The organism is Streptomyces sp. NPDC021100, from assembly GCF_044333095.1.
GTDB lineage: Bacteria > Actinomycetota > Actinomycetes > Streptomycetales > Streptomycetaceae > Streptomyces.
This window is the reverse complement of the sequence record NZ_JBIRQH010000003.1, coordinates 489,187-512,722: the sequence shown is the minus strand read 5'-3', so window position 1 is coordinate 512,722 and position 23,536 is coordinate 489,187. Positions and strand designations below refer to the sequence as shown.

17 protein-coding genes, 1 tRNA gene and 1 other RNA gene are annotated in these 23,536 nt (G+C 72.0%); 7 read left to right on the top strand and 12 right to left on the bottom strand.

Annotated features, from left to right (window positions below):
* Nucleotides 1–22: 22 nt before the first annotated feature.
* Entirely contained in the window at nucleotides 23–364 is a 342-nt protein-coding gene (locus ACH4PU_RS08980; RefSeq protein ID WP_398268186.1) for a YbaB/EbfC family nucleoid-associated protein, read from the bottom strand.
* Nucleotides 365–809: 445 nt separating this feature from the next.
* On the opposite strand from ACH4PU_RS08980, the gene ACH4PU_RS08975 reads away from it, so the two are divergent.
* Complete coding sequence (locus ACH4PU_RS08975; RefSeq protein ID WP_398268183.1) at nucleotides 810–1,010, top strand: hypothetical protein; 201 nt, start codon at nucleotides 810–812, stop codon at nucleotides 1,008–1,010.
* Nucleotides 1,011–1,111: 101 nt separating this feature from the next.
* On the opposite strand, the gene ACH4PU_RS08970 is transcribed toward ACH4PU_RS08975, so the two are convergent.
* Together ACH4PU_RS08970 and ffs are read right to left on the bottom strand one after the other, a co-directional pair.
* The gene (locus ACH4PU_RS08970; protein ID WP_398268180.1) at nucleotides 1,112–3,535 is read right to left on the bottom strand and encodes a DNA polymerase III subunit gamma and tau; all 2,424 of its coding nucleotides are present in this window, start codon (nucleotides 3,533–3,535) and stop codon (nucleotides 1,112–1,114) included.
* Nucleotides 3,536–3,697: 162 nt separating this feature from the next.
* Nucleotides 3,698–3,792, bottom strand: an RNA gene (gene ffs, locus ACH4PU_RS08965) — signal recognition particle sRNA small type.
* 121 nt (nucleotides 3,793–3,913) lie between these two features.
* On the opposite strand from ffs, the gene ACH4PU_RS08960 reads away from it, so the two are divergent.
* Nucleotides 3,914–3,998 (top strand) — tRNA-Ser (locus ACH4PU_RS08960).
* 1,138 nt (nucleotides 3,999–5,136) lie between these two features.
* On the opposite strand, the gene ACH4PU_RS08955 is transcribed toward ACH4PU_RS08960, so the two are convergent.
* The 4 genes from ACH4PU_RS08955 to ACH4PU_RS08940 all read right to left on the bottom strand — a co-directional run bounded on the left by ACH4PU_RS08955 (nucleotide 5,137) and on the right by ACH4PU_RS08940 (nucleotide 10,628).
* Complete coding sequence (locus ACH4PU_RS08955; protein ID WP_398268177.1) at nucleotides 5,137–6,444, bottom strand: hypothetical protein; 1,308 nt, start codon at nucleotides 6,442–6,444, stop codon at nucleotides 5,137–5,139.
* On the bottom strand, nucleotides 6,441–8,378 hold the full coding sequence (locus ACH4PU_RS08950; protein WP_398268174.1) for a hypothetical protein: 1,938 nt from the start codon (nucleotides 8,376–8,378) through the stop codon (nucleotides 6,441–6,443). Before ACH4PU_RS08950 ends, ACH4PU_RS08955 begins: the two co-directional genes overlap by 4 nt.
* A gap of 41 nt (nucleotides 8,379–8,419) precedes the next feature.
* Complete coding sequence (locus tag ACH4PU_RS08945) at nucleotides 8,420–9,211, bottom strand: toll/interleukin-1 receptor domain-containing protein (RefSeq protein ID WP_398268171.1); 792 nt, start codon at nucleotides 9,209–9,211, stop codon at nucleotides 8,420–8,422.
* A gap of 187 nt (nucleotides 9,212–9,398) precedes the next feature.
* Nucleotides 9,399–10,628 carry a helix-turn-helix domain-containing protein gene (locus ACH4PU_RS08940; protein WP_398268168.1) on the bottom strand — a complete coding sequence of 410 codons (1,230 nt, stop codon included), beginning with the start codon at nucleotides 10,626–10,628 and terminating at the stop codon, nucleotides 9,399–9,401.
* Between the two features lie 447 nt (nucleotides 10,629–11,075).
* On the opposite strand from ACH4PU_RS08940, the gene ACH4PU_RS08935 reads away from it, so the two are divergent.
* Nucleotides 11,076–12,044, top strand: a complete 969-nt coding sequence (locus ACH4PU_RS08935) for a PP2C family protein-serine/threonine phosphatase (protein WP_398268512.1) — start codon at nucleotides 11,076–11,078, stop codon at nucleotides 12,042–12,044.
* Between the two features lie 144 nt (nucleotides 12,045–12,188).
* On the opposite strand, the gene ACH4PU_RS08930 is transcribed toward ACH4PU_RS08935, so the two are convergent.
* The 4 genes from ACH4PU_RS08930 to ACH4PU_RS08915 form a co-directional block, all read right to left on the bottom strand.
* Nucleotides 12,189–12,512, bottom strand: a complete 324-nt coding sequence (locus ACH4PU_RS08930) for a hypothetical protein (protein WP_398268165.1) — start codon at nucleotides 12,510–12,512, stop codon at nucleotides 12,189–12,191.
* A gap of 66 nt (nucleotides 12,513–12,578) precedes the next feature.
* The gene (locus tag ACH4PU_RS08925; protein WP_398268163.1) at nucleotides 12,579–13,226 is read right to left on the bottom strand and encodes a hemerythrin domain-containing protein; all 648 of its coding nucleotides are present in this window, start codon (nucleotides 13,224–13,226) and stop codon (nucleotides 12,579–12,581) included.
* Nucleotides 13,227–13,420: 194 nt separating this feature from the next.
* The gene (locus ACH4PU_RS08920) at nucleotides 13,421–14,512 is read right to left on the bottom strand and encodes a pyridoxal phosphate-dependent aminotransferase (RefSeq protein WP_398268160.1); all 1,092 of its coding nucleotides are present in this window, start codon (nucleotides 14,510–14,512) and stop codon (nucleotides 13,421–13,423) included.
* A gap of 345 nt (nucleotides 14,513–14,857) precedes the next feature.
* Nucleotides 14,858–16,327, bottom strand: a complete 1,470-nt coding sequence (locus tag ACH4PU_RS08915) for an MFS transporter (protein ID WP_398268157.1) — start codon at nucleotides 16,325–16,327, stop codon at nucleotides 14,858–14,860.
* 346 nt (nucleotides 16,328–16,673) lie between these two features.
* On the opposite strand from ACH4PU_RS08915, the gene ACH4PU_RS08910 reads away from it, so the two are divergent.
* The 4 genes from ACH4PU_RS08910 (at nucleotide 16,674) to ACH4PU_RS08895 (ending at nucleotide 20,880) form a co-directional block, all read left to right on the top strand.
* Nucleotides 16,674–18,425: a thiamine pyrophosphate-binding protein gene (locus ACH4PU_RS08910; protein ID WP_398268154.1), complete on the top strand. Its 1,752-nt coding sequence runs from the start codon at nucleotides 16,674–16,676 to the stop codon at nucleotides 18,423–18,425.
* A complete protein-coding gene (locus ACH4PU_RS08905; protein WP_398268151.1) occupies nucleotides 18,422–19,102 on the top strand; it encodes an SRPBCC family protein in 681 nt (226 codons plus the stop codon). The genes ACH4PU_RS08910 and ACH4PU_RS08905 overlap by 4 nt, the downstream gene beginning before the upstream one ends.
* Complete coding sequence (locus tag ACH4PU_RS08900; protein ID WP_398268148.1) at nucleotides 19,099–20,226, top strand: 3-oxoacyl-ACP synthase III family protein; 1,128 nt, start codon at nucleotides 19,099–19,101, stop codon at nucleotides 20,224–20,226. The genes ACH4PU_RS08905 and ACH4PU_RS08900 overlap by 4 nt, the downstream gene beginning before the upstream one ends.
* Before the next feature lie 132 nt (nucleotides 20,227–20,358).
* The gene (locus ACH4PU_RS08895; protein WP_398268145.1) at nucleotides 20,359–20,880 is read left to right on the top strand and encodes a hypothetical protein; all 522 of its coding nucleotides are present in this window, start codon (nucleotides 20,359–20,361) and stop codon (nucleotides 20,878–20,880) included.
* Nucleotides 20,881–21,006: 126 nt separating this feature from the next.
* Here the strand turns inward: ACH4PU_RS08895 and ACH4PU_RS08890 are convergent, their stop codons facing one another.
* Nucleotides 21,007–23,424: a LuxR C-terminal-related transcriptional regulator gene (locus tag ACH4PU_RS08890; protein WP_398268142.1), complete on the bottom strand. Its 2,418-nt coding sequence runs from the start codon at nucleotides 23,422–23,424 to the stop codon at nucleotides 21,007–21,009.
* Between the last annotated feature and the right edge of the window lie 112 nt (nucleotides 23,425–23,536).

Genomic DNA, 23,536 nt, shown 5'->3' with positions numbered 1-23,536 from the left:
TCAGGCGGCCTGAGGCCGGACGTCAGAACGGCAGCCCGGGGATGCCGCCGCCGCCGAGCCCCTGGGCGAGCGGGCCGAGCTTCTGCTGCTGGAGCTGCTGGGCGGCGTTGTTGGCGTCGCGGACGGCGGCGAGGATCAGGTCGGCGAGGGTCTCGGTGTCCTCGGGGTCGACGGCCTTCGGGTCGATGACCAGGCCCTGGAGCTCCCCGGCACCGCTGACGGTGACCTTCACGAGGCCGCCGCCGGCCGAACCCTCGACCGGGGTCTCCGCCAGCTCCTGCTGAGCTGCGGCGAGGTCCTGCTGCATCTTCTGAGCCTGCTGAAGCAGCTGCTGCATGTTGGGCTGGCCACCACCGGGGATCACGGCTTCGCTCCTGTGCTCTCGCGACTACGGGTACGACGGCGCGCCGTGCGGCACGGCTGGGCGCCGCGCCGGTCCGACGCGGGGTCGGTAGCCCGAGCCTACGTGCTCGCCGGGCGCGGCGCGCCATGCGAGGGGAAGAAGTCCGGGGTGGGCGGCACTCGGGCGGCACGCGGCCGCACGCGGGCGGGCCGGGGGGCGAGCCGGGGGCGCGGACCCGCTGCCGCCGGCGCCCTTCCGCACCCCTACCGCGCTCTCTCGCTAAGGCGTGTCCGATAGGTCGAGCGACGGGCCCGTTGGACACGTCCATAGGACGCTGTCTTCCTAGAACTGCCTCAAGTCCCTCGCCAGAGTTACGCGGGTTGCGGCGCGCCTCGGCCCAATGTGGGGTGGGGAGCGGCAAGCGCTCACCACGAGTACCAACACCACCGGTCATTAAGGAGGCCCCGTGAACGCAAAGCCCGATCCGAACTCGCAGCCCGACCCCGTCACCCCTGACTCACTGCTGCACACCGGCTCTGGGGGCGACGTCACGGCCGAGGACCTGCTACTGGCCTCAGGGCGCGACATCACTCCCGAGAACCTCGCCTGGGCGAAACGCAAGCTGGCCACAGAGGGAGCTGCCGCCCTGGACAAGCTGCTTCCCTGAGCTCACCGCCTGGCCGGCTCCAGGCGTGCCCAGTGGGCCCTGAAACTCAACCCACCGGACACGGCCTAGTCATCCGCACTCATCCGCTCTTCATCCGTTACTCATCCCTCATTGGCGATTTCCTCGATCACGGTCGCGCCGAGTTCGCGAATGATCAGGTCGTGGCCGGTGAGGGCGGTGTCGTCGAGGTCGGGGTCGTCCTCGGCGGGCATGTCGTCCTCGATGGAGACCGACGGGGGCTCGGGCTCACGGTAGGGCTGCGCCGGGGCGGCCGGGGCGGCCTGCTGCGGTGCCGCCGCCGGGCCGGCAGGGGCCTGCGGGGGCTGCGGGGCAGGCGTGGGGGCCGGGGCGGCGGCCTGCGGGCGGGGGGCGGGGGGCGTCGCGGCACCCTGCGCGAAGCCGCCACCGCCACCACCGAAGCCGCCACCGCCGCCGTAGCCGCCACCGCCCGCGTACGCGCCACCGCCGCCGAAGCCACCGCCGGGTCCGGCGGCCGGGCCGGCGCCACCGGCACCGCCACCACCGGTCGCGTCCACGACGAGCTCGACCTTCCACTGCACGCCGAAGGCGTCGCTGAGCGCCTGCCGGAGGACGTCCTCGCTGCCGCTGTTGGCGAAGCTGTCACGCGCCCCGACGTTGGAGAAGCCCACCTGGAGCGTGGTGCCGTCGAAGCCGCTGACCTGGGCGTTCTGGCTGAGCAGGATCCACGTGAAACGTCTGCGGTTCTTGACCGCGTCGAGGATCTGCGGCCACATCTGGCGCGCCTGGTCGACGCTGCCGCCATGCCCGCCATGCGCCTGGGGCTGCGGCGCCTGGGCATGCTGGGGCTGCTGAGGCGCCGGTGCGGTCGGTGTGGTCGCTGCGGCCGCGGTCGGCCAGCCACCGGGCCGCGTACCCGGCTGGCCGGACCCCTGCTGCGCGGAGGCGGCGGTCGGCCAGGCGCCGGGCTGGGCGGCGGGCGCCCCACCGGCGGGGGCCGAGGGACCAGCGGACCCAGCGCCCTGCCCCGGCGTCGGCCCCTGCCCAGGCGCCGTAGCCGTCGGCCAGGCGCCGGGCCGGGGAGCGGCGGCATCGGGCTGCGGCACGGCGGCGTCCGGCTGTGCGTGCACGGGCGCGGGAGCAGGCGCGGGCGCGACGGGAGCCGGTGCCGGAGCGGCCGCAGGAGCTGCGGGTGCGGGGGCCACCGGAGGCTGCGCGCCCCCGGGAGCCGCGCCCGCAACGGCCGCGCGGGCAGCGGCAGGCCCGGAGAGGCCAGGGGCTCCGGGGGCGCCGGCAGGAGCGTGCCCCTGCGGCCCCGGCTCGTACCCGGCGGAGAGGCCGCCCTGCGGCGCCCCCATGAACCCGCCGGCGGCGGGGCCGGCGCTCAGCCCCATCCGCTCCAGCTTGTCCAGCCGGGCGCGGACGGAGCGCTCGTCGTCGTACGCGCCCGGGAGCAGGACCCGCGCGCAGATCAGCTCCAGCTGGAGCCGGGGGGATGTGGCGCCGCGCATCTCCGTCAGCCCCTGGTTGACGAGGTCGGCGGCGCGGCTGAGCTCTCCGGCGCCGAAGACGGACGCCTGTGCCTGCATGCGTTCGACGACGTCGACGGGGGCGTCGATGAGCCCCTTCTCGGCGGCGTCCGGGACGGCGGCGAGGATGACGAGGTCGCGCAGCCGCTCCAGGAGGTCGGCCACGAAGCGGCGGGGGTCGTTGCCGCCCTCGATGACCCGGTCCACGACCTCGAACGCGGCGCCGCCGTCACCGGCCGCGAACGCCTCGACGACGGCGTCGAGCAGCGACCCGTCCGTGTACCCGAGGAGGGACGTCGCCATGGCGTATGTCACACCGTCCTCGGCGGCACCGGCGAGCAACTGGTCCATCACGGACATCGAGTCACGCACGGAACCGGCACCGGCCCGGACGACGAGCGGCAGCACCCCGTCCTCGACCGGGATCTTCTCCTGCTCGCAGACCTGCCCCAGGTACTCGCGGAGCGTGCCGGGCGGGACCAGGTGGAACGGGTAGTGGTGCGTACGCGACCGGATCGTGCCGATGACCTTCTCGGGCTCGGTGGTCGCGAAGATGAACTTGAGGTGCTCCGGCGGCTCCTCGACCACCTTCAGCAGGGCGTTGAAGCCCGCCGAGGTGACCATGTGGGCCTCGTCGATGATGTAGATCTTGTAGCGGCTGGAGGCCGGCCCGAAGAACGCCTTCTCCCGCAGCTCACGGGCGTCGTCCACACCACCGTGGGACGCGGCGTCGATCTCGATCACGTCGATCGAGCCCCGCCCGTTCCGCGCGAGGTCCTGGCAGGACTGGCACTGCCCGCAGGGGGTGGGCGTCGGCCCCTCCTCGCAGTTCAGACAGCGCGCGAGGATGCGCGCGCTCGTCGTCTTGCCACAGCCGCGCGGCCCGCTGAACAGGTACGCGTGATTGACCCGGTTGTTCCGCAGCGCCTGCTGCAACGGGGCGGTGACATGCTCTTGCCCGATGACCTCGGCGAAGGACTCGGGGCGGTAGCGGCGGTAGAGCGCGAGGGACGACACACCTACGACGATATCGGGCCCCACTGACAAGTGGCCTCGCTCACAGATTCCGCCCGGGCCCGCCAGCTGTCCGATCCCGGCGCCCCCTCGGCCCCGCCCCCGGCAGCGCCTCCATCGACGCCCCGCCGAAACCCGGCTCCGCCCCCGCGGACCCCGGAAAACACAAGGGCCCCCCACGCACCCGCCAGAGCCCACTTACCCTTGCTGCCTTCCGGCCCTGGGGGAGTTGGGTGAGATAGCGCCACGTGAGGGGCTTGCCCCCCACCCTAGCGCACTCCACCCCCGCCCCGGCCCCCTCCCCCGGCCTCACCCCCTCCCGACGATCTTGTCGTCGATCGGGTTCGCGAGCACTGCTCCACGTCTTGTATTGTTTGCGGCGGAGGATTCGCCTAGAGGCCTAGGGCGCACGCTTGGAAAGCGTGTTGGGGGCAACCCCTCACGAGTTCGAATCTCGTATCCTCCGCACTTGCCCAGCAGGGCAGACGAGGTCCCCGACCGCTCAGCGGTCGGGGACCTCGTCGTTCCGTAGTCACATGTCCGGCCGCGACACGACCGACACCAATCAGGCACCGACCCCCTCGGCAGCGAACCGGGCTCCCGCCTCCACGTCGTCGTGATGCACCCGTACGTCCTGAATACCGAGAGCACGCATCAGATGGGGCATGCGCACCACGTAGATCCGCCCAACTTTCCGCAGTGGACACGGAAAGTCACCACTTCGTGCCTGTTTGTAAGCTGTCGTGAGGCATAGCCCCAGCGCCTTTGCAGCGGTCTGCAGTCCTACCTCCGTCGGGAGGGCGAACAACTCAGAGAAAGACACGGTCTCGTCACGGAGACGCTTCACTAACTGATCCCCCATTTCTCAAACAGAAACGGCTGACGACTGCGAGCCCTGTGAGCATGGCCACGAGCCGGTTGTGGACTCGATCGGTTGATTCGGCGCGTCTGACGTACGTGTGTCAGGAGTCCGAGCCGGTGTGCCAGCGCGCCCAGTCGTTCCCCCTGTGCCTGTCGCGCGAGAGCGCTGGACATGGCGGCGACGTGGACGAGGCTGCCGAGTGCCACCGCCGTGGGATGGGCCGCGGCGCCGATGCCCGCTGTGCTCCATTCCGCTACCGGAATCTCCTCCGGGGGGCGGCGTCCGGTACGCCACCCGGAGGCAAAGGCCGCATTCATCAGGCATTGTGCGAGACCTTCCGCATCCGTTCCGTCAATGGACCGTGCGCCTTCCAGCACGCCCTCCATGAGTGCGGAATCGACGTCGGCTCGCTCGGTCCCCGCGCGCCGCGCGATCGTGAACCCCGCTCCACGTAGGCGGGGCCCGAGAACCGACACGGCGATCAACGTCCAGTTCCGCTCACACGCGGCCGCAGCTTCCTCACGAAGGTGATGGGCGAGATGACGCCAGGCGACGTCTCGTTCCGGGTGACCGGGCACGCCACGGGAGGCCCGGAATCCCAGGGCGTCCAGCGACAGGGAGGCCCCGGCCCCACACGGTGCCGCGCACCCGTCGATAGGGGCGCACAACGGCTCCGCTCCGGCGTACATCTCCCCAACCAGTCTGCCGACGCGCGTGAAGAGGTCAGTGGTCGACGACACGATCACCACTCGCTTCCTTCGTGATCCTCATCAGAACGGTTCTGCCGCACCTCTTCGGAGGCATGCCACGTGGTCTGGTCGGCTTCTGACACGAGTCCCTCCGGAGTCACCTGCCAATCGGCCGCGGATGGTTTCCGCACCGCGTCGGGGCCGTGATCGACGTACGACGGTGACAAGCGCCCGTTCCCCGTAGCCCGCCTCGGCCCTTCTTCGGCGATCCAGGGGCCAGCGGAGGCAGGTGCGTTCTCTTGGCCCTCGCCTCGCAGGTTTACGCGGATGTACTCGGCGGCCTCCGGTCGGCCTGCCGCTTCCGACATCTGCGCGAGGCGCTGCAGGAATGCCCTGCGCTCGGGCGCCCCCTCGGCGAAATCCATTCGATCCAGCAGGCCGTCGATGTAATCGCCTACCGTCGACTGCTGTTCCGCCGAGGCACACTGGGGCTCCCCGTCCGGCGGGTCCTCCTCACCCGGTGGCTCCGGGTGGTCGAACCCGCTCCTAGGCTCCTCAGTCGAGCCCCCAGCCGCCCAGAACAAGTCGTGGTACTCCTCCGGAATCTCTTCATCGTTGGCGGCAGCGGACAGAATCGTGAGAGGGGCAATCATCTCCACCGCTCGTTCGATCTCGTCGTCGTGCCGCGCCATCCACCACACAACCGCACTGCCGGGGCTGCGCAGGACGTCCTCTCCTAGGTACTCCCGCAGATTCCGCTCGTGCTGCCGTCGGCTCTCCCAAGTGCCCATGTCTTTACGCAGAGCGTCCAGCTCTTCCAGATACTCCTGGTCCCGCTGCCGCAGAACCAGTCGGATATCTGTGGCGAACGCCGTCACCAGTCCCACGTCGTCGGGCACCGGAACCCCCAGAGAGCCCTCTATCTCGCGCTCCAAATGCGCACACCGACTCGGATGCTGAGCCGACGTCGTTCTCTGGACGCGTCGCAGGACAGACGTCACCGCCAGAGCCGCCGGGTTTCTGTGCGCGAATGTGGTGTCCTCGTCGACGGGGCGCCACCAGATCGTTGCGGAAAAGAGGAACGGGCAGTCCGCCACGGCGCTATCCACCGGCACCACGACCACGGACGTCTCTTCGTAGGCGGCCTCTGCCGCAGGTTCCGGTGCGGCTCCGTCCGAATCACTGTCGTCCGGCCGTCGGCTCTCGGGACGCGGCACACGCATGTCCATCAGAAGGGCGGCGGCGCAGAGTGCCGGCAGGAGGAACCACAGCCAGATCGGCCAGCCCAGCACACCGCCGATGGTCAGCGCCGCAGTGACGGCAGCAGCCGAGAGGAGACGCGTGCATGTGAGGAGAGTCATCTTCCGCCCCAAGTCGCTCGTGCGGGACCTCCGAGGGGGCCCACCCGGATTCCCTGCGCCAGGTCGATTTCCCGGAAGAACCTGTCGGCGACGCGTTCGCGGGCTTCCCCCGGCCCGCCCTGCCCCGCGGTGACCGGCCTTTCTCCAGACCAATCGCACGTGGTGACGTAAAGCTGGTTGAGGAGCGTTCGGTCGGCGGAAGCCCCGAGCAGCAGAGCATCGAGCACTTGAGGGCTCGCTTGGCGCTGGGCAATCAAGGTGAGCCACCGACACACGATCGGCGCCCAGGCAGTGGGTGGACGGCCCGTCATGACCGCCCGCCAGGCCAGCGTGAACTCTTCCCAAGGGGGCTTAAAATTCAGGACATTCGGTTTCAGCAGGTCCGCCAGCACGTCCAGGCACCGGTCCGGCATCCGCACCTTGTGGAGGAGACGGCTCAGTAACCGCCGGTACAGCCGACGGTTCCCGCGGGCCAGTTCCAGCAGAGCCGTCCGAGCTGCTTGCGCGGTCGTATCCGGGGTGTCGGGCCGCAGCGCGAGGTGGCGGAGTCTGACGGCAGCCTGTTCGGGGTGTGTGACGGACATGACGTGGTGGCACACATCGGTCAGTACCCGTGCGAGGTCGGGCATGAGACGGGCGGCCGTCACCCATTGGTAGACGCGGGAACGGAGATGCGCACCATGTTCCTCATGGCTAAGGCCGAGTTCGAGTATCGCTGCGGCCTCGGCGCGCAGTCTTCCCGCTGCCGAGGAATGCGTCCACTTCTCTACCAGCAGGCCTATGTCCTCCGCCCGGCCGGACGAGAGCGCTTGTTCCGCGAAGCGGCCGACGAGTTGTGCCCGGTCTTCCGAGCCGAGCTCGGGAAGTCTCACGCACTGCCTCACCCAGTCCCGGAATCCTTGGCGAAGTTCGGGAAAGTTTTCCCAGAAATAACTCCTGACCGCGCTGTCATAAGCGAGTCTGTGGAATCTCACACGGCCGTCGCTCTCCCGGGCCAGCGACAGCCTCTCGAACTGCTCAGCGAGTCCTTCTTGTGCCAGCCTCGGTGTGTCGTCCTCCGGATACCGGAGGACTCCCACCAGACCGCGCGCGGCACCGACGACAGCGTCCGGCGCGGCTCCATGCGTCATGGCCGCCGCCAGCAGCAGGGCACGCTCCCGTACCCCGGAGTGCTCCCGTAATTGCCTCGCCACCTGCTGGGACCAGTTCGTCGCAGCGGCCAAGGCCTCGTCCCGCCAGTCCTCGAATTCCGTGCCGCATCGGGCACTGTCCCGCGCTTGAACCACCAACTGCGCCAGGCGGTCCAATTCCCGCATCGGTGCTGTGGCAAGCAGGTGGGCGAGCTCGTCAGTGGACAATTGGTCATGCGCGAATCGCACTCCACGGACGCGCAGATGACGGCTGAGCACGGCTCGTGCGCGGGGTCGCCCGAGTTGTACGGCGAGTGGGGTGAGTTCGGCGTCGAGCATCCATTCCAAGCCCGCAGGAGAAACGGCGACCACGCGTGCGCCGCTCTTCCGAGCGAGCGACCGGTACAACATGAGCGCCCGCTGTGCGCCGGCATATTGGCTGTCGTTCATGTGGGAAAGGTCAAGCAGGTAGCAGTCGCCGGATGCCGCGTCATCCAGCGCGCTGCCCTCCGGGTTCACCGGCAACTCCTCGATTCGGCTGCCGGGCACGGAGGCCTCCTCCAGCAACACCGTCGCCGCCGCTCGCCGCCCCGACCCAGGTGCCCCCTCCAGAAGCACCACGGCACCGGGTCGCGTCAGCCGGTCCGCGGCCTCGGCATAGCCGCGTGGCCGGATGAAGCACCTGCCCAAACGGCGCCGATGCTCGTGAATGATCTCAAGCCGCGCTGCACCTCGCCGGGTCAGCCCCTCTTCCGCACCGACCGACCAGTAGTAGATGTGCTGATCCCCGCCGCCGCTGTGCATGGGGCCTCTAGGGTTACTGACCGATGTGCCAACCAGCCCTGTCAACGCTGCCCGTCCACACGCAGTCGGTCCCAGCCTGAATCCTGGCCGACGTTTCCGTGGTTGTCGACTACGTAGTTCACGGCACCCCCGTCACTCGACATACGCGGGCCGATGTGCTGCTCGCGCGCTTGGTACAGATGGCCGCTTCCCGTGTGCACCGGACCCTGCGGCTCGTTGACGAGGGTCCCGGAGAAGTCGCCGTCGAGGTTGCCAATTCCCCCTCGTTGGCGATGTTTGATCACTTGAGCTTTCACCCGGGCCTCGCCGACCTCGGCCGCCTGATCCTCCGCCGGGGCCTGGTACCCGTTGCTCCGTGCGGCGGCGGCCAGCTCGGGCGACAACTTGACGAGGTCGTCGGTCAAGGTCTTCAGATCAGCGTCCGCGTTGCGGTGATTGAGCCTGCGGTACTGGCACTCAGCCAGATCCGCGATCTCCACGGGAAGCTCCTCGTGCCGAAGCCTCTGTGCTCCCCCGACGAGCAGAGGAATAACGATTGCCCCGGTTTCGAGCGCCTCGTGGATTTCTCGCCGAGTCCAGTCGTTCTCGTCCTCCAAAGGGCTTCGCCCACCGGGACCAGCGGGTTTCAGCCAGCGAGGGCCGATCACGGCCAGCAGCACGGTGCTGCGCCGAACGGCGGTAAGCAGTTCCTGAGGGAAACGGCTTCCCATCCCGATGGACTTGCTCGCTCGGAAAACGTTTTCGTCGCCGAACACCCGGGAGAGCTCTCTATCCACGAGCGTGGCGGTCGCCTCCTCATCATTGGTCCGGTAATTCACGAAGACCAAAGGCATGTTGACTTCCTTCCTGGAAGATTTGAGCTCGAATGGCCGACTGGACCTACGACGCTTGGAGCGCGAAAACAAGGAGCTCATTTCGCGACAAAAGGCGTGCGGGGGCACTTGCCATCGGACGCACGCTTATCACCGACATTTGGAATCGATCAATACCAGGTGAGGTTTCGACGTCAGGAAATCCGAATTAGGGGCCGATGTTCAGTACATTGGCCAGTGCGGGGCGGAGGCCACGGACCGTAGGGTTCCCTCGGAACCGCGACCACTCACGGTCCAGCCGGCGCACGTCCGTACGCACCGTGGCGGAGGGAACAACGCTCATGACAGCCAGCAGTTCCCGGGCTGTTTCGCAGGAGCTTTCCACTTCACCCGACGCCGCCAGCGCCAAGGCGTGCCGGAGGCCGTACCGCATCCGCGTGTTCAGCGCGTGAGGGGCGATGCGCCGACACTCCCGTTCCAGAACGGGTGCTGCCTGCCGGGGCCGACCCAGGTCATACAGGCACCACCCCGTCACCATGGAAACGGGATCCGTCAACTGTGTCGTGCCGAGGGCCTGCGAATCCGGCGCGCTCTCCTCGCCCAAGAGGTCACGTGCACGGTCCAGCGCCCGTCGACAAGCCTTCTCGTCACCTGCGAGCGCATGTCCCTGGGCCTCGCGTTGGGCAGCCAGGCCCCGGACCCGGGGCGGGGCACCGCTACGTTGCGCCTGCTGGGCAAGAGCAATGGTGCCGGACGCGTCTCCGTTGTAGTAGGTAACGAGAGCACGCCGCACCAGCGCGTAATCTGCCAGGTATTCGTCACCACCGGCACGGGCCAGTTCCACGGCCTCGGCCGTGGCGTCCAGCGCCGCCCTCTCGTCACCGTCTTCCTGCGCCACCCACCCGACGTACTCGGCGAAGCGGGATGCCGTTACAAGCAGACCCGCCCGGGAAGAACCGGTGGCTCGAAAAGAGAGCCTGATCAAAGACGATGTCTGCGAGCGGAGAACCGGCAGCATCACGGTCGGCGCCAGGCTCTGCCCCAGTTGCTTCATCCCGCTGAGCTGGACCCGGTAAAGGGCTTCCGGAGGGAAATCCCTCTCGTCGCCGCCCTTGTCTTGATGGGACCGCCCACCTTCGGCAAGGCGAGTGGCAAGCGATGAGCCGACCCCCGTGGCGATAACCCGTCGACGGGCCGGCTTGGGCTTTTTCTTCGCGGACGCCACCTCGGCAGAGTACGCCTGCCTCAATCGCCCACCAGCCTTGAAGTAGGCGTCACAGAATTGGGCCAGCCTCAGAGGCGGGAGGCTGAGCCCCCGCTCGATCTTCGAAAGGTGCCCCTTGCTGTAACTCGTCTCGCGGGCCAACCGTTGAAGCGTCATGCCCGCTTCCTCGCGCAACCGACGCAACTGGGCGCCGAAGCGTAACGGAGCGTCCATACCCCTCCCTTTCTCTGCGCTATGCGAAGAGTCTGCCACGGTCAGGCATTGTCCTGTCGGGCAAAGGACAGGTTTCATGTTTCCTCCTTCCGTACGAAGCGAGCCGCACCCTCTCGCCCCCACACGTCCGCAACGCCGCCGCACGCGGGCACCCGCCGGCCGACCTGAGGGAGCCTTGAACGACATCCCGGATGCGCACGAGCGCCACGCCCAGCCGCCACAACGAACGGATTTTCGATATTCGTCTCACTCTGCAGAACTTGAGCCCCGGAAGCCGGCGCTCCCGCCGGAAAGCCATGTCTGGCTTGCCTGGCTATGCTATGGAATGTGATCAAGCCTGGACGGCTGTGGTTCCGGCGTCGGCCCGGGCGGGAGCTGTTTACCCTGCTGTCGCCGGTGCTCCTGACCGTCGTGATCGCGAGCCTGGCGTACAACACGCCGCGGAGCATGGCGTTCAGCCGCCTCCTGCCCGCGGCGCCCGCGCTGGCGGCGGCGATGTGGCCGGTGCTGCCGACGGTGCTGCTGGGCACGATCTGTCTGCTGTTGATGATCGGGCTGGGGATCGTGTTCCCCGATCTGGGGACGGGCTACACCGCGGCCGGGATCGTGGCGGTGACCGTGGCGGCGGCGTACGGCAGTCATGCGCGGTTGCAGCGGGAGCGGACGCTGTTCCAGGTGCGGCTGGTGGCGGACGCGGCGCAGCAGGTGGTGCTGAGTCCGATGCCGCGGCGGTGCGGGAGCCTGGAGATCGAGTCGCTGTACCTCGCGGCGGCGGCCGAGGCGCGCATCGGCGGTGACTTCTACGAGGTGGCGGACACCCGGTTCGGGGTGCGGCTGCTGATCGGGGACGTACGGGGCAAGGGGCTGCCCGCGGTGGGATCGGCCGCGGCGATGGTGAACTCGTTCCGCGAGGCCGCGTACGACGTACCCGACCTGGGCGACCTCGCCCGCCGGCTGGAGGCCAGCAGCACCCGGTACAGCGCCGCGTTTCCCCCCGACGACCTCATGGAACGCTTCACCACCGCCCTGCTCGTCGAGATCCCGCACGAGGGCGGCCGGATCGGCGTCCTCAACTGCGGACACCCCCCGCCGCTGCTGCTCGGCGACGGGGGGCTCCGGGTGCTGGAGTCCAGTGCCCCTTCGCCGCTGCTCAACCTGGCGGAGCTGATCGGGGACACGTACAGCGTCGACGTCTTCGACGTCTCCCCCGGCGACATCCTGCTGCTGTACACGGACGGGGTCACCGAGGCCCGCGGCCACGGCGGGGCGTTCTTCCCGCTCCAGGACTGGATGCGGCGGCAGACGCCGGCGCGGCCCCGGGCGCTGCTCGACGCCCTCCACCGTGACCTGCTGCGCTACAGCCGGGGCGGGCTGGACGACGACATCGCCGCGCTCGCGGTCCGGCTCGATCGTTGATCAGTGCTCGACCGTTCATCAGCGCTCGACCGACGGATCAGTGCTCGACCGACGCATCAGCCCTCGACCGGCTGATCAGCACCCGGCCTCCTGATCGGCGCCCGGCCGGCTGATCGGTGTCCGGCCGACGCATCGGCCCGGGCCTCACCCCGCCGCCGCGCCGTCCCAGCGGAACCACGCACGGTCCCGGTCGATGTGGAGCAGGAACTCGGCGACGGGACCGGTCGGCGACACCAGCGTCAGGGCGCTCTCGATGGGGTCGTAGGCGGCGTCGAACCATTCGAACTCCTCCGCCCCCACAAGGGCGTTGGCCTCGTCGAACCAGGGCTTGAACCGGCCGAAGGCCGCTTCGGGGACGAAACGGCCGCGCAGCCACGGCATGCCGCCGTCGTCCACGGTGATCGTGCCGACGAGGGTGCCGCCGTTCATGAGGCGCCACGTGGTGTCCGGGTTCGGGTCGGTCGTCATCCTGGCCTCACGGATCGGGTTCTGCGGCTGCTGTTGCCGCCCGGCTTGGTTGCCGGAAGCTCGCGATCAGTAATCGTCGCCGAACGCCGCCCGCTGCCGCTTCTCTAGCCAGCCCCTGAACAGGGCCGCCACCGGCGGCGCCGGGACCCCCGAGCGCTCGTCCGGGCCCGCCACCGAGGACAGCCAGGCCGGCATGAACTTCAGCGTCCACGAAGGCGCCGTCTTGCACATGTGCGCCGCGAACCCCTTCCACACCTTCTCGTCCAGCACCGGGGCGAGGCGGCCGGAGAGTTCGCGTTCCTCGTCCGCCGCGTGCCGGGCGAGCTCGTCGCGGAGCGGGTGGGTCAGGCGGGCCAGCTCGGCCGCGGCCGACGCGTCCGTGCCCAGCCCCCGAGCGGTCTCGTGCCAGCGGTGGAGGTTCTTGGCCAGCTCGTCGTGTTCGGTGGTCATCAGGGTGAGGGCCGCCTCGTCGGCCCCGAGCCGGCGGAGGGCCGGCCACAGGAACTCGTCCTCCCCCTCGTGGTGGTGCTCGATGATCTGGGACAGCTTCTCTGTGTACGCGCGGAGGGCGGCGGCCCGTTCCGGGTCCGGGGCCGCGGCGAGCCGCTCGGCGGTGCGGGCGACGCGGTCCAGGTCGCGCACCATGGCGCGGTGGGCCAGCAGCATCGTCCGGTGGCCGGAGGCGAGGGAGGCGAAGGAGGGCTGAGTGGTCATCGGTACTCCTCGGGGTTCGGCGGGAGCCTGCGGGGCCGACGGGGCCGGCGCGTCTCACCGGGCTGCTCGGACGGCGGCGTGGACGGTGCGCCGCCCGTTCCACGGTGCGTCGAGTGGTCGGCCGCGGACACCATCTTGCCTACGGAGAAAGGCCGGTGGGCCCGAATCGCGTGGCGTGCGAACTCGGTGCCCCGTCACGACGCTTCGGCGGTCAGCAGCGCCGCCAGCGCGCCCGCCAGGCGTCCGACCTCCGCCTCCGTGCCCACCGAGATCCGCAGCCGGCCCGGCATGCCGAGGGCGTCGAGCGCCCGGACGAAGATCCGGTGCTCGCCGGCCAGCCGGGCCGCGAACCGGGCGCTGTCGCCCGGCGGCGGCACGTCCACCATCACGAAGTTGCTCGCGGACGGCGCGTGGACGAGGCCCAGGGCGTCCAGGGACTTGTGGAGGAGTTCCCTGGCCCGGGCGTTGGCGGCCCGTACGCGGTCGAGGTGGTCGGGGTGTTCGAGGGCGCGGAGGACGGCCCGTTGGGCCTGCCGGTTGACGTTGAACGGCAGGGCGCCCGCGGTGGCGGACAGCCGGGCGATCAGGTCGGCGGGGCCGAGGGCGACCCCCATCCGTACCGAGGCGAGACCCCACGCCTTGGAGAACGTCCTGGTCACCAGCGCCCGGCGGCCCGCCCGGACCGCTTCGAGCGCGAACTCGTGCTCGGGACCGGCGAAGTCTATGTACGCCTCGTCGAAGACGACGACGCCACCGCCCTGGTCGGCGGCGTCCAGCAGCCGGGTGACGGAGGCGCGGTCGAGGAGCGCCCCGGTCGGGTTGAGCGGGTTGCAGACGAACGCGAGGCCGGCGCCGGCCGCGATCCGCTCGGCCAGGGCGCCCACGGGCAGACCGGCGCCGTCCAGCGGGACGGTGACCGGAACGCGGCCCACGGCGGCGGCGGACATCGCGTACCCGGGGAAGGTGGTGGCCGTGGTCAGGACCGTGGTGCCCGGCTCGCGGAGGAACGTCAGCGAGGCGACCAGGACCAGCTCGTCCGTGCCGTTGCCGACGGCGACCATGCCGGCGGGCACCCCGAAGTGCGCGGCCAGCGCCTCCCGCAGCAGGCGGCAGTCGGCGTCCGGGTAGCGGTTCAGGTGGCGGTCGGCCTCGTCGTGGACCGCCTCGACGGTGCCGGGCGGCGGGCCGTAGGGGTTCTCGTTGAGGTGCAGGCGGAGGTGGTCCCCGCCGTCCGGGATCTCGGTGTCGGCGAAGAAACCCGGTGGCAGGACCTGGGCCTGGGACATGGTGGAACCTTTCCGCGGGGGGTGTGGGTGAGGGGTGTGGGCGGCGGGCGGGAGCCTGGTGCCGGACGAGGCGCGAGCCCGGCGCCGTACGAGCCGGGAGGCCGGTACCGGACGAGGCAGGAGCCCCGCGCCGTACGAGGCGCGGGCCCGGTACCGGACCAGGGCGCGATCCCGGTACCGGACCAGGGCGCGATCCCGGTACCGGACCAGGCGGGAGCCGCCTGCCGGACCGGGCCGGAGCCGCCTGCCGGACCGCACGCCACCCGGCGAGCCGCGCCATGACGCACCCCGGCGGGCCCGAAACAGCCCCACGAGCCCGAAGCCCGAAGCGGCCCGCCCGGCGGCTCACACCCCCGACGTCGTCTCCGGATCGAACTCCGTCCGCAGCGTGGGCAGCGCCAGCGCCAGCACCGCCGCGCACGCGCTGAGCACCGTGCCGACGAGGAACGCCGAGTGGAAGCTGCCCAGCAGGGCGTCGGGCAGCGTCTCGCCGTCGGCCAGTCCGTCGTCCAGCCTGCCGCTCGCGAGCGCGGCCAGTACCGCGAGGCCGGTGGCGCCGCCGATCTGCTGGCCGGTGTTGAGGACGCCGGACGCGGCGCCGGAGTCCGCCTTCGCCACGCCGCTCACCGCGGCCACCACCATCGGCACCATGGCCAGCCCGTAGCCGGCGGCGCACAGCAGCAGGGTGGGCAGGATGTCCGACGCGTACGACGCCTCGGCGGGCGAACCCGGCAGCAGCGCGAGTCCACCGGTGGCCGCGCCCAGCCCGACCAGGCACAGCACCCGGCTGCCGAGCTTCGGCAGCAGTTGGATCGCCAGACCGGAGAAGACCGCCATGGTCACGCCGAACGGCGCCCAGGACAGCCCGGCCCGCAGTGGTGACCAGTGCTGCAGGATCTGCATGTACTGGGTGAGGAAGAAGAAGATGCCGTACAGGCCGGACGCGGCGAGCAGCATCATCAGGTTCGCCACGGCGATCTGCCGGCGGGCGAAGATCCCCAGCCGGATCAACGGCTGCGCCGCGCGCGACTCCCGCACCACGAACCCCGCCAGCAGCACGCCGGCGCCGGCGAGGCCGAGGACGGTCGCGGCCGACCCCCAGGGCCGGTGGCTGGTGCTGATCACAGTGTAGACGAGCAGCAGCAGCCCGGACGTGATGAGCAGGGCGCCCGTGGTGTCGGTCGAGGTGCTCTTGGCCGGGGGCTCGCGGTCGGCGAGGGCGGGGCGCAGGGTGAGCGCGAACAGCAGGATCCCCACGGGGATGTTGATGAAGAAGACCCACCGCCAGTCGACGGTGTCGGTGACGACCCCGCCGAGCAGTACGCCGGAGACGCCGGAGATGCCGGTGAGGCCACCCCACACGCCGAGTGCCTTGCGCCGCTCCTTCGCCTCGGAGAACGCGGTGATCAGGATGGACAGGGCCGCCGGACTGAGCAGGGCCGCCCCGAAGCCCTGGGCCCCGCGCGCGACGATCAGCGTCTCGGGGTTCTGCGCCAGGCCGCAGGCGAGCGACGACGCGGTGAAGACGCCGAGGCCGGTGAGGAAGACCGGGCGCCGGCCGAAGAGGTCGGCGCAGCGGCCGCCGAGCACCAGGAAGCCGCCGAAGAGCAGCATGTAGGCGTCCACGACCCAGGCCAGCGAGGCCTGTTCGAAGTCGAGTGACGTGCGGATGGTGGGGAGCGCCATCGCGACGACGGTGTCGTCGATGATGACCATGAACTGTGCTCCGCAGGTCACCGCGAGCACCAGTCCCGCCGCCCGGCCCGCCGTTCCGGTCGTGGCCGGCGCGGTGGCCGCGGCCGTAGCCCTGCCCATGCGTCCTCCTGTCAGGGGTCCAGCCGTGGGGGCCGCTCCTTAGGGGTCCAAAGGTCCAAGGGGTCCAAGGGGTCCGCCCGCGGGGGCTGTTCCCCAGGGGCCGTCCCCCGGGGATCCTCCCCGTGGACGTGTCGGCAACCTATGGCGCCGGCCCGCCCCGCACGTGACAGGGGGATATGGCAGATCCCTGCCATACGCCGCGTGTTTCCCCTGCCATACGCCCACCGCCCCGCACCGGCAGGACCCTGCCGGGACCCACCCCGTCGACCGACAGGACCGGGTCATTGTCCGCCCCGGACGGCGCTGCCTGTAATGGGCGGCACCACCGCCGGAGGGGGCGTGCCGCATGAGCAGTTCACCCCGCGTGGTCGATTTCGTCGTGGACTTCCTGCGCAGGCAGGGCGTCCGCCATGTGTTCGGAGTCGGCGGCGCCAACATCGAGGACCTGTACGACGCGCTGCACCAGGCGCGGGGCGGCCCGCTGGGCGTGGTGGCCAAGCACGAGTTCTCCGCGGCCACCATGGCGGACGGCTACCACCGGGCGTCGCAGCGCGTCCCGGTGATCGCGTCCACCTCGGGCGCCGGCGCGATGAACCTGGTGCCCGGCGTCGCCGAGCTCAGGGCGTCCTGCGTACCGGCCGTCGTGCTCGTCGGCCAGCCGCCTGCGGCCCTGGACGGCCGCGGTTCCTTCCAGGAGACCAGCGGCCTCGCCGGTTCGATCGACGCCGTGCGGCTGTTCGGCGAACTCGGCGTGCACTGCGTCCGCGTGGACGAGCCGGAGGCGATCACCGACGCCCTGCCGCGGGCCTTCGCGGCGGCGACGGACCCCTCCGCGCCCGGCCCCGCGGTGCTGCTGCTCCCCAAGGACGTCCAGCAGGCCGTGCTCCCCGCCTGGGCACCGCCCCGCCCGGTGGTCCCGGCCGCGCCCGCGCTGTCGGCGGCCGCCGAGCGTTCCCGGGCCGCCGGCCTGCTGCGGGAGGCGGCACGGCAACCCGGCGGCGTCGCGGTGATCGCCGGGGAGGCGGTGGCCCGCGCCGACGCCCGCCGGGAACTCGCCCGGCTGGCCGCCGCGTTGCCGGCGGGCGTCGCCGTGGTGCCGGACGCCAAGGACGTCTTCGACCCCCGCGATCCGCGCTACCTCGGTATCTCCGGCGCCATCGGCACGGACGCGACGCAGGAGGCCCTGGAGCGGGCGGCCGCCGTCCTGCTCGCCGGCACCCGGCTGCCGCAGATGGCCGGCGGCGGACTGCGCGACCACCTCAAGGCGGTACCGGTCGTCTGCGTCGACCCCCGCACTCCTTTCCTCGACGCGCACGGGGAACTCGTCCGTCTCACCGGCCCCCTCGGCCCCGAACTCGACCTGCTGGCCCGGGCCGTGGCCGCGGAACCGCCGGCCGATGACGACGACGCGCGGCCGGCCACCCACCTCGTACCGCCGGCCCCGGTGACGCCAACGGTTCCAACGCCCCCACCGGACACCCTCCTCGACATGCGGACGGCCGTCCTGCTCGTCTCCGCCGCCCTGCCGGAGGGGTCGACCGTGGTGGCCGACGCCGGGAACGCCGGCGCCGCCGCCACCCACCACATCGACGTGCCCCCGGACGGCCGGTTCGTCGCGGCCCTCGGCATGGGCGGCATGGGCCACAGCTTCGGCGCCGGGATCGGCGCCGCGTTCGCCACCGGCCGCCGCGCCTGCGTCGTCGCGGGCGACGGCGCGTTCTTCATGCACGGCATGGAGGTGCACACCGCCGTCGAACACCGGCTGCCCGTCACGTTCGTGGTGCTCAACAACAACGCGCACGGCATGTGCGCCACCCGCGAGCGGCTGTTCTTCGCCGGCGACTACTCCTACAACCTCTTCCGCCCGGCCCGGATCGGCGACGGTGCCGCCGCCCTGTTCCCCGGCCTGCCGGCCGTGACCGTCCGTACCGCCGGCGAACTGACCGCGGCCCTCGGCCGCGCCCACGCCACCCCCACGCCCGCGCTGATCTGCGTGGACGTCGACCCCACCGAGATGCCACCGTTCCGGCCCTTCCGGCAGCAGTCGCTGCCCGCCGGTCCCGGACGGCCCGCACGTGAAGGAGCAGTGCCAGGATGACCGCCACCGCCGACCGGCCCACCCCCACCCCCGACCCCGGCTACGTCGCCCCCGCCCCGATCCCGGACGGCATCAAGGACGTCCCCGGCCTGCTGCGCTGGGAGACGACCCCGCGGGAGGAGGCCATGGCCCTCGCCGCGCAGCTGACCAAGGAGAGCTTCACCTACGACGAGGTGTACGGGCGGTTCGTCACCGTCCACCAGTACATCGACGCGCCGCCGCGGGCCGTGTACGACTACCTCACGGACATCCGCCACCTCAACGAATACACGTACAGCACACGGGACTTCGCACCGACCGACGTGCCCGGGCTCTACCAGGGCCGGGACGTCCTGCTCGACGACACCACCAAGATCTTCATGCGGATCGACGGCGACCCGGACGCGCTCACCGTCGACATGCGGTGCGCGTGGGACCAGGGCCGGGAGCTGTGGATGAACTACCTCCATCGGATCGTCCCGGCGGAGACCGTCCTGAACAAGCCCGGTTCCGTCGTCATCTGGACCAACTGCCGCCACCCCTACTACGACAAGAACCCCCACCCCGAGCTGGCGTCCTCCCCGGACCGGCCGTGGGTCGGCGACATGTGGCCGCTGTTCTACGCGGGGCACCAGGTGGAGATCGACAACCTGAAGAAGATCCTGGAGCACCGCTTCGGGGGTGACACCGCCGCATGAGGGACACCGGCCCGCTCCACGACGTCAGTCTGCTCGAAGTCGCCTCCTACCTGCCCGGCGAGCCGGTCGGCACCGAGTACTTCCTGGCCCACCGGGAACAGGACGGTGCCGGGGAGGAGTCCGGCGCGGAGACGATGTTCAAGGCGCCGCGCTTCCGGCACCAGGTGGACCGGGACGAGACGCCCGCCGACATGATGGAGAAGGCCGCGACCGCCCTGGCCGAACGCGTCGGGCGGGACGCGGTGCGCGGCGTCGACGTGGTGCTCACCAACACGCTGCTGCCGGAGGTGCCGTTCACCGGCCCGGGCGCCGAGGTGGCGCACCGGCTCGGCATCCGGGCCGACTGGGTGATCGACGCGCACAACGGCGGCTGCGCCTCCTTCGTCCACCTGCTGCGGCTGGCGCGGGTCCTCGTCGGCACCGGGCAGGCCCGGTCCGCGCTGCTGCTCAACGTGCAGAACTGCGCGGGGCCGGTGATGACCCAGTCCGAGGTGCGCACCCTCCCGGAGGCCGTCATTCCGGGGGACGGCTGCGGGGCGGCCCTCGTGGCCGCGTCGGCGGAATCGCCCGTGCTCGGCATCCGGGTCGCCCACCACGGCGAGTACACCCGGGACTGCGGCCTGACCCTGTCCGACGGGCGCAAGTACTGGGAGCCGGGGACCAGCCAGATGCACGTCGGGTTCACACCCGGCCGGGTCAAGGACATCGTCGAGCGCGGCAACCGGCTGGTGCCCGACGTGGTCTCGGGGCTGTGCGCGGAACTGGGGCTGGAGACCGGCGACCTGGACGTGCTGATCACCAACCAGCCGAACCGGATGTTCCTGGAGCAGTGGCGCACCCGCCTCTCCCTCGACCCCGCCCGGCACCTCGACACCTTCGACCGGTTCGGCAACCTCTTCGGCGCCGCCGTCCCCATCACCCTGGACCACGCCCTCCGCGAGGGCCGGATCCCCGACGGCAGCCTGCTGATGCTCGCCGGGTTCGCCCACGCGGGGGACTTCGCGGGGGCGGCGGCGGTCCGGTGGCGGGGCGGGGCCGGGCACGATGCCCGGCACGGAGCCGATGCCGACGTGACCGGGACCGGCACGACCGCGACCGACGTCACCGAGGACGCCCGGACGTAGTCGCCGCGACGGCCCGGCGGACCCGCGTCCGCCGGCCGCCCCCCAAGCCCCCGGGGGCGTGTCACCCACGTCACCGGGTGATCGACGGGCGGTGGATCCGCCGCCCGGACGCTTCCCCACACCATCCGTTCAGTGGAAAGGCAACCGATCATGCGGAAGAAGCTCACCGCCGCCTCCGTCGCCAGCGCGGCCCTGCTCCTGGGCGGCCTCGCGACGGCCGGGCCGGCCACTGCCGCCGCCGATTCCCCGGCCGGCGTCCAGACGGTCACCGCCCGGTACGACTGCGGCCAATTCGGCGTCACCGACCTGACCATCGAGGGCTCGGCCGACCATGGCGTCGGTTCCCTCCGCTTCTCCACCAGCGGCGGCCTGGCCCCGGCCGACATCCCCGCGGACTCGGTCAGCGCCACGCTGCGGCTGCGGAAGGCCGACGGCGGCATCGCCACCTTCAGCGGCACCGCCAACGCGGCGACCCCGGCCGGGCAGCCGGTCGTCGTCGGCCCCCTCACCGGGCCGGTGGCGGCGGGCGACCGCCTCGACTCCTACATCCCGGCCGCGGGCTCGGGCGATTCGTCGCTCAGCCTGAACGTCCTCGGCACGGCCAACACCTGCACCGCCGTGTCCTCGCAGACCCCGGGCCCGCTCGTCTTCTGAGCCGGGTACGAGGCCCGGACGACGGTCCTCGGGGGTTCCGATCGGGGGCGCGCCCGGCGGCGGATTCCGCCTCGGGGGCGCCCCCTCCGGCATGGACCTCAAGAGGTGCCCGACGCCGCATGCCCCTCACGGCGTACCGCCCTGCACCGCCCGCACGACGTGCACGCGTGACGCGCACCCCAACTTCTGCATCACCACGCGCAGATGGTTGGTCACCGTCCACTCGGAGATCCCCAGCCGCCGCGCGATCTGCCGGTTGGTGAGGCCCTCCGCTACCAGGAGCGCGATCTGGTGCTGCCGTGGGGTGAGGCCGTGCGGGGCGGTTCCCCGGCGGGCCGCGCGCGCGGGCTCGGGAGCGGGGGCCGGGGCGAACAGGGCGGCGACGAGGGCGTCGTGCAGGGACACCCGTTCCGCGTCGCGGCGCAGTTCCCGCAGCGGGCGGGCGCCGGGGCTCCCGACGAGGCTCCGGGCGAGCTCGCCGGCCGCGTCGTCACCGTCGGGGACGACGCCGTACCGCCGCCGGACGGCCTCCGCGTGCGCCAGCACCCGGGCGACGGCGTGCCGCCGCTGCTCCCCGTCGCCGCACGCGCCGCCGGAGGTGACGGCCACCGTCTCCAGCGCCTCGGCCACCTGCGCGGGGTCGCCGGTGCCCATGAGCAGCCGGGCCGCCTCGCGGGCGGTCTCGTGCGCCTCCCGGTCGCGCCCGAGCGTCCGTCGGACCCGGGCGAGCGCGGTGAGCAGCGACGCCCGGAGCGCGGCGTCGTCCGGTACGTCCTCCAGGGCGCGCAACAGCGGACGTTCGGCGTCCGGGTCGGCGTGCGCGGCCCGCAGCAGGGCCTGGCCGCGCCGGGCCAGCGCGGCGGTGCGCCGGTCGCCGTGGGCGTCGAGCCGGCGCACCGCCGGCTCCAGCACGTCGGCGGCGGACGTGGACTCGCCCATCCGCCGCAGCAGTTCACCCGTGGCGGCCGCGACGCGGGCGCGGGCCACGGGGAGTTCCGCGGCGGCGGAATCCGCCCGTTCCAGTACACGCGCCGCGCGGGCGTACTCCCCGCGGTCGACGGCCCACCGCCCGACCGCGACGAGCGCCCCGGCCACCACCTCGCCGCCCGCGGCCCGGGTGGCGGGCCGGCCGGCCGCGGTCCACGCGTCGGCGGCCGCCTCGACCGCGTCCGCCGCCTCCGGGGCCAGGCGGTGGCGCAGCAGCGGCACCTCCAGGGCGGTCAGCAGGCGCAGCGCGGCGAGGTGGTCGCCGGTGGACGTCAGGTGGCGGGCCGCCTTGAGGACGTCGGGGAGGCGGCCGGCGACCGCGTGCAGCACCTGGTCCAGGTGCCGGCCCGCGCGCAGGGCCTGCGCCGTGGCCTCGGCGTACGCCACCCAGTGGGCGGCGTGCCCGTCGAGGACGCGGCGCAGCTCGCCGGGGTCGGCGGCCAGCCGGGCGCGGTGGTAGGCGCGGGCCATGTAGGTGAGGCGGAGTTCCGGCTCGCCGTCCTGCCCGGGAGTGCTCAGCAGCAGGCTCTTGTGCAGCAGCGCGTCGATGCCGGCGACCGCGGCGCTGTGGTCGAGCCCGGTGACGCGCCGCACGGCGGCCGGGTCGATGTAGGTGTCGAACACCGACAGGGCCCGCAGCAGCGCCGGGTCGCCCTCCCCAGGCGTCCCGGCGGGCCAGGTCAGGGCGGCGGCGACGCTGCGGTGCCGCTCGGGGGTGTCGCGCGCCCGGTGCCGCCCGGGGTCGCAGTCGCCGCGCTCCAGGCGTTCGAGCAGGGCGCGCGGCCCCTCCGTACCGACCGCCTCCGCGGCCATCTCGACGGCCAGCGGAAGCCCGTCCAGCAGCCGGCAGATCTCCCCCACGGCGAGCCGGCCCGGCCCGCTGTCGACGCCGGGACGGTGGTACGGGCGCACCCGCTCCGCGAAGAGGGCCTCGGCGGGCGAGCCCGCGCCGGTGGGCAACGGGCCGACGGGGAACAGCCGCTCGGCGCGGATGTCCAGCGGGACGCGGCTGGTGAGGAGGGTGCGCAGGCCCGGGCAGGAGCGCAGCAGGGCGGCCACGTCGAGGGCGATGTCGGCCACCAGGCGGTCGCCGTTGTCCAGGACGAGCAGCAGGTCGGCGCCGGCGATCCGGGCGGCGGCCTCGCGGGCGTCGCGGACACCCAGGCGCGCCCAGAAGGCGGCGGCGTCGGGCGCGTCGGCGAGGTCGACCCAGACCGACGGCGGGGGCGGGGGAAGGGGCGGGTCGGGCAGGGACGGAGGTGGCACCGGGAGCCGCGGCGGCGGCGCGGGGCACCCGGCGCCCAGGGGTCCGCGGGCGCCCCCGGTACCGTCCTCGCGCCCGGGCGTGACGGCGGCGTGCGCGAGGTGGCTCTTGCCGACTCCGGCGGGACCGGTCAGGGTGAGCAGCCGCACTCGCGCCGGGCGCGCCAACCAGGCGCGCAGGCGCAGCAGTTCGCTCTCCCGCCCGAACAGCTCGCCGAAGCCGAGATCGCCGGGCCCGTGAGGGGTGAGCCCTTGCGGGAGGGCCCCTAGGGGGGCCGGCCCTTGGGGGGTCAAGCCCTGAGGAGCGCCCCCGCCCCCACCCCCGATCCCCGCCTCGCCCCGGCCGCATCCCACCCCGCCGGCTTCCCCCGCACCCTCTGTGACCAGCATGCGAGCAGCCTCCTTG

What these genes read in the sequence shown, in the direction of transcription:
- ACH4PU_RS08955 (WP_398268177.1), bottom strand. Translation starts at nt 6,444, where the DNA reads ATGACTCTCCTCACATGCACGCGTCTCCTCTCGGCTGCTGCCGTCACT.
- ACH4PU_RS08950 (WP_398268174.1), bottom strand. Translation starts at nt 8,378, where the DNA reads ATGCACAGCGGCGGCGGGGATCAGCACATCTACTACTGGTCGGTCGGT.
- ACH4PU_RS08945 (WP_398268171.1), bottom strand. Translation starts at nt 9,211, where the DNA reads ATGCCTTTGGTCTTCGTGAATTACCGGACCAATGATGAGGAGGCGACC.
- ACH4PU_RS08940 (WP_398268168.1), bottom strand. Translation starts at nt 10,628, where the DNA reads ATGGACGCTCCGTTACGCTTCGGCGCCCAGTTGCGTCGGTTGCGCGAG.
- ACH4PU_RS08935 (WP_398268512.1), top strand. Translation starts at nt 11,076, where the DNA reads ATGGCGTTCAGCCGCCTCCTGCCCGCGGCGCCCGCGCTGGCGGCGGCG.
- ACH4PU_RS08930 (WP_398268165.1), bottom strand. Translation starts at nt 12,512, where the DNA reads ATGACGACCGACCCGAACCCGGACACCACGTGGCGCCTCATGAACGGC.
- ACH4PU_RS08925 (WP_398268163.1), bottom strand. Translation starts at nt 13,226, where the DNA reads ATGACCACTCAGCCCTCCTTCGCCTCCCTCGCCTCCGGCCACCGGACG.
- ACH4PU_RS08920 (WP_398268160.1), bottom strand. Translation starts at nt 14,512, where the DNA reads ATGTCCCAGGCCCAGGTCCTGCCACCGGGTTTCTTCGCCGACACCGAG.
- ACH4PU_RS08915 (WP_398268157.1), bottom strand. Translation starts at nt 16,327, where the DNA reads ATGGGCAGGGCTACGGCCGCGGCCACCGCGCCGGCCACGACCGGAACG.
- ACH4PU_RS08910 (WP_398268154.1), top strand. Translation starts at nt 16,674, where the DNA reads ATGAGCAGTTCACCCCGCGTGGTCGATTTCGTCGTGGACTTCCTGCGC.
- ACH4PU_RS08905 (WP_398268151.1), top strand. Translation starts at nt 18,422, where the DNA reads ATGACCGCCACCGCCGACCGGCCCACCCCCACCCCCGACCCCGGCTAC.
- ACH4PU_RS08900 (WP_398268148.1), top strand. Translation starts at nt 19,099, where the DNA reads ATGAGGGACACCGGCCCGCTCCACGACGTCAGTCTGCTCGAAGTCGCC.